This is a genomic window from Micromonospora sp. NPDC048999 (assembly GCF_040649295.1).
Lineage (GTDB): Bacteria > Actinomycetota > Actinomycetes > Mycobacteriales > Micromonosporaceae > Micromonospora.
Window position 1 is genome coordinate 14,744 of record NZ_JBEZFI010000024.1, and the last position, 13,474, is coordinate 28,217.

The 13,474-nt window shown below is 70.8% G+C and carries 11 protein-coding genes; 5 read left to right on the plus strand and 6 right to left on the minus strand.

Features of this window, described 5'->3' with window-relative positions; all coding sequences use genetic code 11:
* Positions 1–19 precede the first annotated feature (19 nt).
* Positions 20–1,744 (plus strand): S8 family peptidase, encoded by a 1,725-nt coding sequence (locus AB0C02_RS22195; RefSeq protein ID WP_357550594.1) that lies wholly within the window; start codon positions 20–22, stop codon positions 1,742–1,744.
* Between the two features lie 103 nt (positions 1,745–1,847).
* Here the strand turns inward: AB0C02_RS22195 and AB0C02_RS22200 are convergent, their stop codons facing one another.
* Together AB0C02_RS22200 and AB0C02_RS22205 are read right to left on the minus strand one after the other, a co-directional pair.
* On the minus strand, positions 1,848–3,245 hold the full coding sequence (locus AB0C02_RS22200; RefSeq protein ID WP_357550595.1) for a histidine-type phosphatase: 1,398 nt from the start codon (positions 3,243–3,245) through the stop codon (positions 1,848–1,850).
* Between the two features lie 209 nt (positions 3,246–3,454).
* Entirely contained in the window at positions 3,455–4,306 is an 852-nt protein-coding gene (locus AB0C02_RS22205) for an alpha/beta fold hydrolase (protein WP_357550596.1), read from the minus strand.
* 171 nt (positions 4,307–4,477) lie between these two features.
* Between AB0C02_RS22205 and AB0C02_RS22210 the strand changes: the two genes are divergently transcribed.
* The 4 genes from AB0C02_RS22210 to AB0C02_RS22225 all read left to right on the plus strand — a co-directional run bounded on the left by AB0C02_RS22210 (position 4,478) and on the right by AB0C02_RS22225 (position 8,084).
* Positions 4,478–5,416 (plus strand): ABC transporter ATP-binding protein, encoded by a 939-nt coding sequence (locus tag AB0C02_RS22210; RefSeq protein ID WP_357550597.1) that lies wholly within the window; start codon positions 4,478–4,480, stop codon positions 5,414–5,416.
* Position 5,417: 1 nt separating this feature from the next.
* On the plus strand, positions 5,418–6,224 hold the full coding sequence (locus AB0C02_RS22215) for an ABC transporter permease (RefSeq protein ID WP_357550598.1): 807 nt from the start codon (positions 5,418–5,420) through the stop codon (positions 6,222–6,224).
* A 30-nt stretch (positions 6,225–6,254) separates the two neighbouring features.
* Complete coding sequence (locus AB0C02_RS22220) at positions 6,255–7,382, plus strand: sensor histidine kinase (protein WP_357550599.1); 1,128 nt, start codon at positions 6,255–6,257, stop codon at positions 7,380–7,382.
* Positions 7,383–7,460: 78 nt separating this feature from the next.
* Positions 7,461–8,084 (plus strand): response regulator transcription factor, encoded by a 624-nt coding sequence (locus AB0C02_RS22225; RefSeq protein WP_357550600.1) that lies wholly within the window; start codon positions 7,461–7,463, stop codon positions 8,082–8,084.
* Between the two features lie 6 nt (positions 8,085–8,090).
* Here the strand turns inward: AB0C02_RS22225 and AB0C02_RS22230 are convergent, their stop codons facing one another.
* From AB0C02_RS22230 to AB0C02_RS22245, 4 genes are all read right to left on the minus strand, one after another.
* A complete protein-coding gene (locus AB0C02_RS22230; protein ID WP_357550601.1) occupies positions 8,091–8,993 on the minus strand; it encodes a L,D-transpeptidase family protein in 903 nt (300 codons plus the stop codon).
* Positions 8,994–9,029: 36 nt separating this feature from the next.
* Complete coding sequence (locus AB0C02_RS22235; protein WP_357550602.1) at positions 9,030–10,475, minus strand: alpha-amylase family protein; 1,446 nt, start codon at positions 10,473–10,475, stop codon at positions 9,030–9,032.
* A 155-nt stretch (positions 10,476–10,630) separates the two neighbouring features.
* The gene (gene serS / locus AB0C02_RS22240; protein ID WP_357550603.1) at positions 10,631–11,917 is read right to left on the minus strand and encodes a serine--tRNA ligase; all 1,287 of its coding nucleotides are present in this window, start codon (positions 11,915–11,917) and stop codon (positions 10,631–10,633) included.
* Positions 11,918–12,378: 461 nt separating this feature from the next.
* Positions 12,379–13,449, minus strand: a complete 1,071-nt coding sequence (locus tag AB0C02_RS22245) for a MerR family transcriptional regulator (RefSeq protein WP_357550655.1) — start codon at positions 13,447–13,449, stop codon at positions 12,379–12,381.
* Between the last annotated feature and the right edge of the window lie 25 nt (positions 13,450–13,474).

The following is a 13,474-nucleotide window of genomic DNA, read 5'->3' on the forward strand; positions in this document are numbered from 1 at the left end:
TTGCGCGAAAGGAGAGCAGATGGCGTCAACGAGCCGCCACCGGTTGGCTGTGGCAGGCCTGCTTGTCACCGCCCTCACCGCCGTCGGTGCGGGCCCCGCCGTGGCCGCTCCCGTCGAGGGAAAGATCCTCTACGCGGGCGACCCCACGGCCGTGAAGGACAGCTACATCGTCGTGCTGAAGGACGACACGGTTGGCCGGGCGCAGGTCGCCGGCAGAGCGCGGGACCTGGCCCGCGCCTATGGCGGCAAGATGGGCTTCGTCTACGACACGGCGCTGCACGGCTTCGAGGTTTCCCTACCCGAGTCGTCGGCCCGCCGGCTGGCCGGCGACCCGTCGGTCGCCTTGGTGCAGCAGAACCAGACCCTGTCGGCGCGGGGGGTCCAGCCCAACCCGCCGTCGTGGGGGCTGGATCGTATCGACCAGCGCGAGCTGCCGCTGGACAAACGCTACGCCTACCCCAACACGGGTGAAGGCGTGAACGTCTACGTCATCGACAGCGGCATCCGCCAGAGCCACCTGGACTTTGACGGGCGGGCGCATCCGGGGTACGACGCGATGACGCCGGGCGGCGACGCGGACGACTGCGACGGACACGGTACGCACGTGGCCGGCACCATCGGCGGCACCGCCTACGGGGTGGCCAAGGAGGTGGACCTCTACGCGGTCCGGGTGCTCGACTGCAACGGCGACGGCACGACCAGCACCGTCATCGCGGGCGTGGACTGGGTCACCAAGAACCACAAAAGCCCGGCGGTGGCGAACATGAGCCTCGGCGGCCTTGCCAACTCGCTTCTGGACAAGGCGGTGACCGAGTCGATCAAGGCCGGCGTCACCTACACGGTCGCGGCGGGCAACGACGCCAAGGATGCCTGCGGCTACTCGCCGGCACGGGTCGGCACGGCGATCACCGTCGCGGCGACCAACAGCAACGATGCCCGGCGCAGCACCTCCAACTTCGGCGGGTGCGTGGACCTCTTCGCGCCCGGCGGGAACATCGTCTCCGCTGGCCACAAGGACGACAAGGCGACGGCGACGATGAGCGGCACGTCGATGGCCGCGCCCCATGTCGCCGGCGCCGCCGCGATGGTGCTGGCCGAGCATCCGCAATGGACGCCGGCCCAGGTCGCCAATGAGATTGTCAAGAACTCCACCCAAGACGTGGTGACCGACACCAGGGGGGCACCGAACCGCCTGCTCTTCGTCGGGCCGTCGTTCCACTTCAAGGTGCCCTTCGCGGTCGTGGCGTCGAAGAAACCTTGGTGGTGGGACCTGGTGGATCTCGGCTTCGGCCCCATCGTGATCTGCATCCCGTGCGCCGGGCCGCTGCTCAAGTTCCCGAACGAAATGATCAACATAGAGCTGGAAAAACTTCTGCACACCAACGTCATCGCCGGCATGCAGAACCTCGGCTACGCACACGCCGCCGACAACCCCGAGGAAGCCCGCCGCTATCAGGACGTCGCCCTGACCTACTTCCGCACGGCGGCCACCAGCGCGGGCAAGGTCACCATGAAGTACAGCGCCGCCGGCTACTACGACCCGGAACGGGGCGAGACGGTCCCGGCCGAGAATCAGCCACTGGTCGACCTCGCTCATCATCTGAACGAAGGTCTCACCGTGCTTCAGGAGGCCGGGGCGGACAAGTCGCCCGAGCTCACCGACAAGGCCATGCAACTGCTCAACGCCGCCTACGCCGACTTCGCCGATGCCGCCGCGCTCGGTGGGCTGACCGGCAAGCAGTAGCGACAGCCGGTCCGCCACCGTGGCGGACACCGGGTCTGGACAGGCCCTGTGACGGGCCCTTGCCGGCAAGGGCCCGTCACATCGGGGAGGTCGGCGGCCAGGGTCAGCCGGCGGTGCGCCGGCCGAAGCAGCGCTCCAGCTCGGTGAGGTCGTAGAAGTAGCTTCCGGCGCTGATCGGCTTGCAGGCAGCCTTGAAGTCGGTCTCCTTCTCGTTGTAGAGCATCCGCACGATGTACTGGTTCCCGCGCTGGAACATGTCCCACTGGATGTTCGCCCCCATGGGGCTCACTAGAGCACCTCGCCAGGGGTTGTTCTCGTAGGTGTAGAGCGTCCCTTCCGGCATCTGTTGCGTGCTGCCGGGCAGCCCCATCAGCGCCGCCAGCGGGATGATCTCCTCGGCGTGCGTGAAGCGGAACACCGCGCCGCGATTGTGGATTCCGACACCCTTCGCCGCTTCGAGCTTGGCGAAGAAATCATCGAGCAGCACGGTGGCCATCCGGAATGAGATGTCGTCCCCGGCGAAGCCCGGACCCTTCCCGTAGAAGTCCTCGGCGTCCGCCAGGTAGCCGAGCCACTCCGCATCCTCGACAGGTACGAAACGTTCGAACCTCCAGTCGCCCTCGTCCCGCATGCCGGGTGTGATGAGGTAGAGGTTGTAGATCACCAGCGCGGCGTCGACCTCGTTCCTGACGTGCGTCTTCTTGCTCTCACTGTCGACGAAGTCGAACTCGCCGGCGGCCAACCGGTCGACGAAAGCGGGGGTGAAGAGCCCCTCCAGCAGGTCGCGGGCCACGGTACGGCTGCGCGGCTGCTCCTGGATCTGCCGCAGCACGTTCTTCAACCGGGGATCATTGTTGAGGTAGTTCTGGTAGGCGGCGTTGGCGGAGGACTTGTGAAAATACAACAGGTCCGGGTCGGCCTGGGGAGCTTGGATCAGCGAAGCGACGGCCGGGTCGGCCGCCGCCAGCCCCTCGCCGAAGTTCCGGCCGCTGTCGACCGCACGGTCCACGCCGGACGTGACGATCACAATCGGGTTGGACTTCTTCGGGATGTCGTTGAAGAGGGCCGGCAGCCGGCGATAAACCCGCGCCGCCAGGTCCCGGTGCTCTTGCACTCCACGGGTCGTAAGGTTGCCGTACCCGAGCTTTTCGTTGGCCGTCATGAGGGCCTGGACCGCGGGCCCGAACTCGGTGCCCAGATCGGTCAACGAGTTTTCGCTCTTGGCCTTCTTCCATACCTGCAAGGCGAGGTCGTCGTACTTCTTGCTCGACAGTCCGCGCGAACCGTGCCGCGCGACGTGCTCGGTGAAGACCGGCTTGAACCCGGATGGGGGCGCCTGGTAGGTCGCCGAGTTCTGCTGCGGGGTGTACGGAAGCTTGGTGCCGTACGACGTGGCGGAGGGCTGCGTGGTGCCGGACACGGCGGCGGCGGATGCGGTTCCCGAACTGGATATCACGAGCGCGGCGGCGAGAACCGCCAGCGGCCGGGCGAGGCGTTTCATCGTTCTCCTCTGAAACAGGGGATGTGTGCAGGTGCCAGCCCGCGGAGGGCAAACTGTGGACACCGTGAATCCCAGAGGTGAACGGAATCCGTTGCCAGGCTGTAATCGCTGTGTTCACCGACGTAGGTTTGGGCGAACGACATCGGCAGCTGGCCCGTGATCGACTCGGGTGTGCGGCAACCGGTGGTCTCGGTAGCGGAGGTGGTGGGTCAGCGGCGGCCGGGGGCCTGGCTCACCACGGTTCGGGAGAACTCGTTGGACGCCTCCACCGCCCACTCCAGGGCGAAGTCGGCCTCCTCCTCCCAGCCTGGACCGCCGATCGCGAAGTGCGACCGCCCGGGGAACTCCTGATACCCGGTGAGTGCCCGGGACGGCCGGTAGATGTCGGCGTTGAGGCGTACCACCCGGGGTGGCACGACGTTGTCGGCGTCCCCGGCGAGCAGCAGCAGCGGTGCCCGCTCTGACTCGTGACTGTCGATCTTCGTGACTCCGCCCGGTTCGAGGTTGGCGAAGACGGCCTCGAAGAGGACGTGCCCAGCGGCGGGGACGGCGTACCGCTCCCAGGCCGCGTCGGAGTCCTGCCGGCTCATCGTGTTGCCGAAGACGAAGTGGAAGTCGTCCGGGCTCATCGGCACCGCCTGGTGCAGGTGGGTCGGGCTGTCCAGGACGGGGAAGACCGACCGCAGAGTGCTTATCGGGAACTCCTGCACCCCGTCGACCGGTATGGGATGAACGGCCACGGCGGCGGCGCTCAGCTTCCTGGCGACCAGGAGTTGGGCGATCAGGCCGCCGAACGAGTGCCCCATGATGATCGGCGGGCGGGGCAGGTCGCGGGTGATCCGGGCGTAATGGTCGGTGATTTCGGCTATGCGCTGCCCGGCGATCGGGGCGGGATCCGCCCGTAGCTCCTCGACCTCGGCCTCCATGCCGGGCCAGGCCGGCGTCAGCACCTGGAAGCCCCGCGCCCGGTAGCGGTCGGCCCAGCGCTCCCAGCTGCGCGGGGTCAGCCAGAGCCCGTGGATCAGCACGATCGTGTCGACTCGTCCCGTCGGCGCCGCCATGGTGACCTCCCGGTGTCGCGGTGTGCGGACCCCGGCGGTTACCCGGCCCGGCCGCCGTCACTCCCCGATCGGATGTTCCCGGCGACGTCCCCATGGCCCTGACAAATGTCACGGGTGGAAGATGACGCATGCTCCGGGGACGGCAGGGGCGTTCCCTGGAGCATCGTTGTCATGACCGACATGCCACCGGCCGTCGAGCTGGCCGCACTCACCAAGACCTTCGGCCCCGTGACCGCCGTCGACGGGCTCAGCCTCCGCGTCCAGCCGGGCGAGGTGGTGGCGTTTCTCGGCCCCAACGGTGCCGGCAAGACCACCACCGTCGACATGATGCTCGGCCTGGCCCGCCCGGACGCCGGCACCGTCCGGCTCTTCGGCGGCCCGCCGACCGACGCCGTCCGGCTCGGCCGGGTCGCCGCCGTGATGCAGACCGGCGGCCTGCTCAAGGATCTCACCGTCGCCGAGACGGTACGGATGACCGCGCACTTCCACGCGCACACCCGGCCCGTCGCCGAGGTGCTGGAGCGGGCCGGGATCGCCGATCTCGCCGACCGCCCGGTGGGCAAGTGCTCCGGCGGCCAGCAGCAGCGGCTGCGCTTCGCCCTGGCCCTGCTGCCGGACCCGGACCTGATGGTGCTCGACGAGCCCACCACCGGCATGGACGTCGAGGGGCGGCGGGACTTCTGGCAGGCGATCCGGGCTGACGCCCGGGCCGGCCGGACCGTCATCTTCGCCACCCACTACCTGGACGAGGCCGACGCGTACGCGGACCGGATCGTGCTGGTGCGGCAGGGCCGGATCATCGCCGACGGCACCACCGCCGAGATCAAGAACCTGGCCGCCGGCCGGATCGTCCGGGCCACCCTGCCGGGCGCCGACCAGGCCGCCCTCGCCGCGCTTCCCGGCGTCCGAGCGGTCGAGGTACGCGGTGACGCGGTGCTGGTGCGGACCGATGACTCGGACTCGGTCGCCCGCCACCTGCTCACCCGCACCGCCGCCCGCGACGTCGAGATCACCTCCCGCAACCTCGAGGACGCCTTCCTCGCCCTCACCACCGACAGCCTGACCGCCGACAGCCTGACCGCCGACCCCGCGCAGCCCATCGGAGCTTGAGATGACCGTCGCCGCCTCGTCCACCACCACGTCGCCGAACCGTCCCGTCGACCGTCGTCCGCCCGCCCTCGGCGGGTTCTCCACGGCAGTGCTCGGCATCGAGATCCGCCGTGTGCTGCGCAACCGCCGTACCCTGATGTTCACGCTGATCATGCCGGCGGTGTTCTTCCTGCTGTTCGGGCTGCCGCAGCGCGGCCAGGAGCTGCCCAACGGCCGCCCGGTCACCGGCTGGATCATGATCAGCCTCGCCGTGTACGCGGCCATGGTCGCCACTACCAGCGCGGGGGCGGCGGTCGCCACCGAGCGGGCGCTGGGCTGGAGCCGACAGCTGCGGCTTACCCCGCTGCGCCCGGCCGCGTACGTGGCGACGAAGGTGGCCACCGCGATGGTGCTCGGGCTGGCCGGCGTGCTGGTCGAGTTCGCGGTCGGCGCCGCCGCCGGCGTACGCCTGCCGGCCGACGTGTGGCTGTTCGCCGGCCTGGCCGCCTGGATCGGGTCGCTGGTCTTCGCCGCCTTCGGGCTCTTCGTCGGCTACCTCGCCCCGGCCGAGAACGTCATGCAGTTCATGGGCCCGATCCTGGCCATCCTGGCCATGTTCGGCGGGCTCTTCGTGCCGCTGGAGATGCTGCCGCACGCCTTCCAGGAGATCGCCAAGTTCACCCCGGTGTACGGGGTCGGCCAGCTCGCCCGGGCCCCGCTGACCGGCGACGGCCTGGACTGGGCAGCGGTGGGCAACGTGTCCGCCTGGACGGCGATGTTCGGCCTCGGCGCGGCCCGGCTGTTCCGCCGGGACACCAGCCGCGTCTGACCCGCGGGGCCGGAGGTTAGCGTGTTCATCGTGAACCCGCCGCCGGAACGCAGCCAGCCGAGGACCCACTGGCGGTTCACCGGCTGGCTGCTTGCCGCGGTCTGGCTCTTCTTCCTCAACATCCCGCTGCTCACCGCCCTGCACCAGCCCGAACTGTGGCGGCGGGTGCTGGGCGCGTCCACCCTGGTCGCCTTCGGCGTCTGCTACGTGTGCGTCTTCCAGTGGGCACGGGCCCGCCGGCAGGCGCACCTGAGCGTCCCGCGCGGCCGGGCCTGGGCGGCCCTGGCGCTGCTGCTCGGCCTCGGGCTCGCCGGGCTGCCCGGCACGTCGGGAAACTGGCTCACCACGCTCGTCTTCGTCGCGGCGGCGGCGGTGTTCCTGCTGCCGACGCGCGAGGCGGTGGTGGTGGTCTTCCTCGCCGCGGCGACCCCACCGGTCGTCGCCGCCCTGGTGCCCGGCTGGGAGGCCGAGAGCACTGTGGTGTTCGCGGTGCTGCTCGCCTCGTTCGCCATGTTCGGGGTGACCCGGCTGGCCCAGCGCAACGCTGAGCTCCAGGCCGCCCAGCAGGAGATCCGCCGGCTCGCGGTGGCCGAGGAACGGGCTCGTACGGCCCGCGACCTGCACGACATCCTCGGTCACTCGCTGACCGTGGTGGCGGTCAAGGCCGAGCTGGCCGGCCGGCTGCTGGAGCTGGACCCGGCTCGGGCGGCCACCGAGATCGCCGATGTGGAGCGGCTGGCCCGGCAGGCCCTCGCCGACGTGCGGGGCACCGTCGGGGCGTACCGGGGGGTGCGCTTGGCGGCGGAGCTGGCTGGCGCCCGCTCGGCGCTGGCCGCCGCGGGCATCGCCGCGGACCTGCCGGAGACGGTGCCGCAGCTTCCGGCGGAGGCGGACGAGCTGTTCGGCTGGACGGTACGCGAGGGGGTGACCAACGTGGTCCGGCACAGCGGTGCCCGGCGCTGCGAGATCCGGGTGGACGGTTCGGCCGTGGAGGTCCGCGACGACGGCCGGGGGCCGGTCGGGGATTCCGGCGCGGCGGGGCACGGCCTGGTCGGGTTGCGCGAGCGGGCGCGGCGGCTGGACGCCACGGTCACCGTCGGCCGTCGCCCCGGCGGGCGCGGTTTCCTGCTGCGGGTCGCCCTGCCGGCCGGGTCCTGACGGGTGGCCGGGTTGTGACGGGCGGCCGGGTTGTGACGGGCGGCCGCGCGGCCGGCGCCGGGGACGGAGGACGTGGGGATGACCGAGCCGATCAAACTGCTGCTCGCCGACGACCAGGCGCTGGTGCGGGGCGCGCTGGCCGTGCTGCTGTCGCTGGAGCCGGACCTGGCGGTGGTCTCCGAGGTGGGCCGGGGCGACGAGGTGGTTCCGGAGGCCCGGCGCACGCGGCCCGACGTGGCGCTGCTCGACGTGGAGATGCCCGGCCTGGACGGGATCGCCGCGACCGCCGCGTTGCGGGCGGCGGTGCCTGACTGCCGGGTGCTGGTGGTGACCACGTTCGGCCGCCCCGGCTACCTGCGCCGCGCGATGGAGGCGGGCGCGGGCGGCTTCGTCGTCAAGGACACCCCGGCCCGGCAGCTCGCCGACGCGGTACGCCGGGTGCACGCCGGGCTGCGGGTGGTCGACCCGACCCTGGCCGCGGAGACCCTGGCAACCGGGGCGAGCCCGTTGACCGAGCGGGAGACCGAGGTGCTGCGGACCGCGCGGTCCGGCGGCACCGTGGCGGAGTTGGCGGCGATCCTGCACCTCTCCGAGGGGACGGTCCGCAACCACCTCTCCTCGGCGATCGGCAAGACCGGTGCCCGCAATCGGGCCGACGCGGTCCGGGTCGCCGAGGAGAACGGCTGGCTGCTCGGCCAGTGAGCCGGATCAGGCGGTCGCCGGCGGGGTGGGGAGCCGGTCCACCACCACCACGCTGGTTCCCGGCGGCACCTCGGCGAGCAGCTTGCGCTGACCGCTGCGGGTCAGCCGGATGCAGCCGTTGGTGACGTCCTTGCCGAGCGGCGCATCGGTGTACCAGCTGTGCAGCCCGATGTGCGCGCCGCGCAGGCCGGTCGGCAGCGCGTCCGGGTCGTCGGGGACCGAGCCCAGGGCGAAGACGTCGACACCGCCGTAGACCGCCTGGGGCGGGGGCGTGCGGCCGAGGATGAAGGTGCGCCCGAGCGGGGTGGGCTGCCCTGGCATGCCGAGGCTGACCTGCCAGGACTGCATCGCTTGGCCGTTCCGGTACCAGGTGAGTCGGTGGGGCCGGCGTTCCACCACGATCTGGTCGGGCAGGGCCACTCTGTGCCAGCCGCCGGCCGGTAGCCAGGCGATGCGGCGGTTCGCCGAGGGCAGCAGCACGGCGGTCCAGCCGACCCGTTGGTCGACGATCGGCATGGTCAGCTTGACGCCGCTGATGGTGGGGGCGAGGAAGGCCAGCGGCCGCCCGCCCGGCGCGTCGTATGCGGCGATGGTGCGGGATGGCGCGAGGCCCTCGGTGAGCGGCCGCGTGTCGCCGGTGCCCGGGTCGGCGGGGAACCCGCGTGGTGCCGCGGCGTACGTGACCACCGGCAGGTCGTCCGGGGCGGGGGCGGCCGGCGGCACGGATTCCTCCGGCGTCGGGCTCGCGGCCGGCGACGCCGGCGTGGAGACGACCCGCGCGGCGGCCGGGGCCGGGGTGCCGGTCAGCGTCCGTCCGACCAGCAGCGCCGCCACCAGCAGCAGCGGTACGCCGAGGGCGGCGAGCAGCCAGCCGAGGGCCCACCGCGACATCAACCGGCCGGAAAGCACGATCCCGACTGTAATCGACGGTGGGCCCCGCTGTGGTCAGGACAGTTTCGCGCCGATGTGGATGGCGATCGCGTCGTGGGCCGATACGTTGGCGGGGAACCAGCCGTTGCCGTCCACGGTGATCACCGGCCCGCTGCACGAGCCGTTGCTGTAGTCGCCATGGATGACGTCGCAGTACCGGCCGGCGGGCAGACCGGTGTAGTACGAGCGGCCGGTGATCGCGAAGTCCTCGTTGTTGATGGTGAGGTAGCCCTTGCCGGCCCGGCTGAACGCGATGTGCTGCCAGCCGTTGTCGTACCAGTTGGCGACCGCCGCGCCCTGGGTGGCGTTGTTGAAGCCGACCATGTTGGCGATGACCTGCCAGCGGTGCTCGCACTCCCAGCCGGAGTAGCAGACGGTGTTCGAGGTCTTGTTGCCGGCGCCCGAGGGCGGGCCCTGGTCCCGGTTGCTGTACGTGAAGCTGGACATCACCGCCGGGGTGCCGTACGGCCAGGCCAGCATGAAGGCGTTGGCCAGTGCGTACTTGCCACGGTCGCGGTAGGTCAATACGCCGCCGTCGCGCTGGGTGTCGTGGTTGTCGGTGAAGACCACCGCCTGACTGCTGGGCAGGTAACCCCAGGACTCGCCGAAGTTCTTCAGGTACGCCAGTCGCTCGCTGTTGAACATCCGGGCCAGGTCCTTGCCGTACCGGAACTCGTGGACGTCACCGTTGCCGGTGTACTCGGTCGGCTGGATCGGCTCACCGGCGCCGTAGATGACCTCCTGCACGAGGTAGGCCGAGCGGGACAGCTTGCTCTTGATGGCGGCGATGTCGGCGGCCGGCATGTGCTTGCTGGCGTCGAGCCGGAACCCGTCCACGCCGAGCGAGAGCAGATCGTTCAGGTAGCCGGCGATCGTCGACCGTACATAGTCCGACTCCGTCTTGAGGTCGGCGAGGTTGACCAGTTCGCAGTTCTGTACCTCGTACCGGTCGTAGTAGTTGACGATGTCGTTGTTGCCGTTGCGGCCGCAGTAGTGGAAGTCCTGCGCGCCGTAGGTGCCGGGGTAGTTGTAGTGGCCGTACGCGGTGCCGGCCCAGCCGGTGCCGCCGTTGTCCTGGCCGGACATGTGGTTGATGACGGCGTCCACGATCACTTTCACGCCGGCGGTGTGGCAGGTGTTCACCATGGACTGGAACTGCGCCCGGGTGCCCTTGCGTGACTCGATCTTGTAGCTGACCGGCTGGTAGGCCAGCCACCACGGGTTGCCCGTGACGTGTTCCTGCGGCGGGGAGACCTGGACGTAGCCGTACCCCTTGGGGCCGAGCACGGTGGTGCACTCGCTGGCCACCGAGGTCCAGTTCCACTCGAAGAGCTGGACGATGACCTTCTTGCTGCCGGAGGTGGCCGCGGCGGCCGGGGGTGCCGCCACGCTGGTCGGGGCGAGTAGGCCGGCGGCCAGGCCGAGGGCGAGGGCCGCCGCACGGCGTCGACGTTGCTGCATAGGGGACTCCTGCTTCTTGCAGATCCGCCTGAAATTTTCCGCAAGGTTACAAGCGGCTTGCAGCGACTGTCAACGCATGGGAATGCATCACTGCGCAGGTGAAAAAACGGCGGGAGCCGGGCGAGGCCCGACCCCCGCCGCCGCGGGTCGACCGGTCAGCGGACCGGGGCGAGCCGGTCGGTGCCGAGCTTGTCGTGGAGCACCTCCGGCACCAGCACCGAGCCGTCGGGCTGCTGGAACTGCTCCAGGATCGCCGGGAAGAGCCGGCTGGTGGCCAGCGCCGAACCGTTGAGGGTGTGCACGAAACGCGTCTGCTTGCCGCCCGGCTCCCGGTAGCGGATGGCTGCCCGGCGGGCCTGGTAGTCGCCGCCCCAGGAGACCGACGACACCTCCTTGTACTTGCCGGTGCTCGGCATCCAGACCTCGATGTCGAGGGTCTTCTTCATCGAGGCGCTGGAATCACCGGCCGCGAGCAGGCTGGTCTGGTAGTGCAGACCCAGCTTCTCGACCAGGCTCTCCACGTGGCTGACCATCTCCGCCAGCGCGGTGTCCGCCTGCTCCGGCAGGGTGAACTGGAAGATCTCCACCTTGTTGAACTGGTGGCCGCGTACGGTGCCGCGCTCGTCCGAGTGCGACCCGGCCGCCTCGCGCCGGTAGCACGGGGTGTAGGCGAACGCCTTCAGCGGCAGCTTCGCGGTCTCCAGGATCTCGTCCTGGAACGCCCCGAGGATCGCCGTCTCCGCGGTGGGCAGCAGGAACTGCCCACGCGGGGCGGACTGCCGGTCCAGGTGGTAGACGTCGTCGTAGAACTTGGGGAACTGCCCGGCGGCGAAACCGGCGCTGTCCAGCAGCAGGTGCGGCGGGAGCAGGAACTCGTAGCCGGCCTGGATGTCCTGCTCGATCAGCCAGTTGACCAGCGCCCACTCCAGCCGGGCGCCCATGCCGGTGTACATCCAGAAGCCGGAACCGCCGAGCTTGACCCCGCGCTCGTGGTCGACCAGGCCGAGCGCGCGGCTCAGCTCCACGTGGTCCCGCACCTTCTCGATGGCCGGCGGTTCGCCGAAGGTCTTGACGACCCGGTTCGCCTCCTTGCCACCGGCGACGACATCGTCGGCGGGCAGGTTGGGCAACTCGCTCATGGCGGTGCGCAGCCGGGACTGCACCTCGTCCAGCTGGGACTCCAGCTCGGCGAGCTGCTTACGCTCGGCCTCCGGCGCCACCGGCTCCGGCGTGACGCCGGATCGCTTGGCCTGCGCGTACGCCCGCGCCTCCGCCTTGCGGCGCTGCCGCTCGGCGTCGATCTCCGTGATCAGGGCGCGACGTTCCTGGTCGAGCCGCTGGATCTCGTCCAGCGCCCGGTTGACCTCGGCGGGATCCAGACGCTTCGCCAGCGCGGTCGCCACCGCCTCGCGATCCTTCCGGATCAACTCCATGTCGAGCATGCTGCTCCGTACGCTCCGTCCAGGCAGTCAGGTGGGACCCTCAGATGCTACCGTCGCGGCCCGGTCGGCCTGGTCGGCCCTGCTCGGCACGGGGCTGCGGGACGCCCAGCTGACTCATGGCGCACGACCGGAGATGACACTGCGTGATCCCGCGCCTGCTGGACCGGGCGTGTGACGTTCCGTGACGGATCCCGGATTGCCGAGGCGGAGCAAACGCTCTGCTTTTTCGCCGAACGCCTGTTGAGCTGGTCATCTCTGCGTAGACGCAGCGCCGGCCGACTCACCCCGCCGGCCCCTTTGCTTTGCAGCCATATACGCAGCAGCAACCGTGGGTGACTGTTGCGTAGATGGATGCAAAGCAAAGGCGGGAGGGGAGAGGGTCCGGCCCGGCGGGGCGGCATGACGGAGGGTGACCGCCAGTCAGACCCGGCGGGGCGCCGATGAGCGCGGATGAGCGAGGGTCAGAGCCGGATCGGCATGAGGATGGAGAAGGCGTCCGCGTCGTCCGGGCGGCGGACGGCCAGCGGGGTGATCGGGCCGTCCAGCTCCAGCACGAGCTGGCCGCGATCCCCGGCGTCCAGGGCGTCGAGCAGGTACTCCCGGTTCACCCCGACCCGTACCCCGTCCGGACCCGCCGCGTCGTCCGGCCCGACGACGCGTAGCCCGCCCCGGTCGTCCAGGTTGAGCACGGTCACCTCGACGGGAGCCCCGGCGTGCTCGCGGAGCAACACCGGGGCGTCGTCGGCGGTGAGCGCGTCGCGCAGGGCGGCCACGTCGACCGGGATCCGGTACGCCGCCACCTCGGCGACCTGGCTGTGCAGCAGCCGGCGGTAGTCCGGGAAGTCGTATCGTGGCGCGCCGGCGGCCACCGTGCGGCCGGCGACCGAGACCTCGACCCGGTCGGGGGTGACGGTGAGCTGGGCCCTTCCCTCGCCCGTTTCCAGCAGGGCGCGCACCTCGTCCACCGCCTCCGTCGGCAGCAGCGCCCGGACCGCCGGGCCGTCGACCGTGCCGACCACCCGGGCCACCGCCAGCCGGTGCCGGTCGGTGGCGACCAGCCGTACGCCGTCCGCCTCCACCTCCAGCAGCACGCCGGCCAGCATCGGCAGCTCCGGGTCGGCGCCGACGGCGAAGCGGACGGTGTCGACGGCGGCGGACAGGTCGGTGCGGTTCAGTACGAGACGGGTGGTCATGGCGATCTCCTCCGGATCGATCAGGGCGCGGATCCGGGAGAGCTCACGGCGGGCGTCGGCGAGGCCGTCCTCCAGCCGGCGCAGGTGCGCGTCCAGCAGCCGGTGGAGCACCGTCGGCTCGTGCCGGTGCGCCAGCGACTCGGCGATCCCGGCCAGCGGCATCCCGACCCGGCGCAGCCCGGCCACCAGCCGGGCCGGGGCGACCTGGTCGTCGGTGTACCAGCGGTAGCCGGTGGCCGGGTCGACCAGCGCCGGGAACAGTACGCCGCAGCGGTCGTAGAACCGCAGCGCGCTCACCGTCAGCCCGCTGGCCCGGGCCAGCTCGCCGATGCTGCGCAGTTCGCTCTCCACGTCCGGTGATCCT

Bases quoted from the DNA above. Each gene is read 5' to 3' on its own strand.
- AB0C02_RS22195 (WP_357550594.1), top strand. From the start codon at position 20: ATGGCGTCAACGAGCCGCCACCGGTTGGCTGTGGCAGGCCTGCTTGTC.
- AB0C02_RS22200 (WP_357550595.1), bottom strand. From the start codon at position 3,245: ATGAAACGCCTCGCCCGGCCGCTGGCGGTTCTCGCCGCCGCGCTCGTG.
- AB0C02_RS22205 (WP_357550596.1), bottom strand. From the start codon at position 4,306: ATGGCGGCGCCGACGGGACGAGTCGACACGATCGTGCTGATCCACGGG.
- AB0C02_RS22210 (WP_357550597.1), top strand. From the start codon at position 4,478: ATGACCGACATGCCACCGGCCGTCGAGCTGGCCGCACTCACCAAGACC.
- AB0C02_RS22215 (WP_357550598.1), top strand. From the start codon at position 5,418: ATGACCGTCGCCGCCTCGTCCACCACCACGTCGCCGAACCGTCCCGTC.
- AB0C02_RS22225 (WP_357550600.1), top strand. From the start codon at position 7,461: ATGACCGAGCCGATCAAACTGCTGCTCGCCGACGACCAGGCGCTGGTG.
- AB0C02_RS22235 (WP_357550602.1), bottom strand. From the start codon at position 10,475: ATGCAGCAACGTCGACGCCGTGCGGCGGCCCTCGCCCTCGGCCTGGCC.
- serS (WP_357550603.1), bottom strand. From the start codon at position 11,917: ATGCTCGACATGGAGTTGATCCGGAAGGATCGCGAGGCGGTGGCGACC.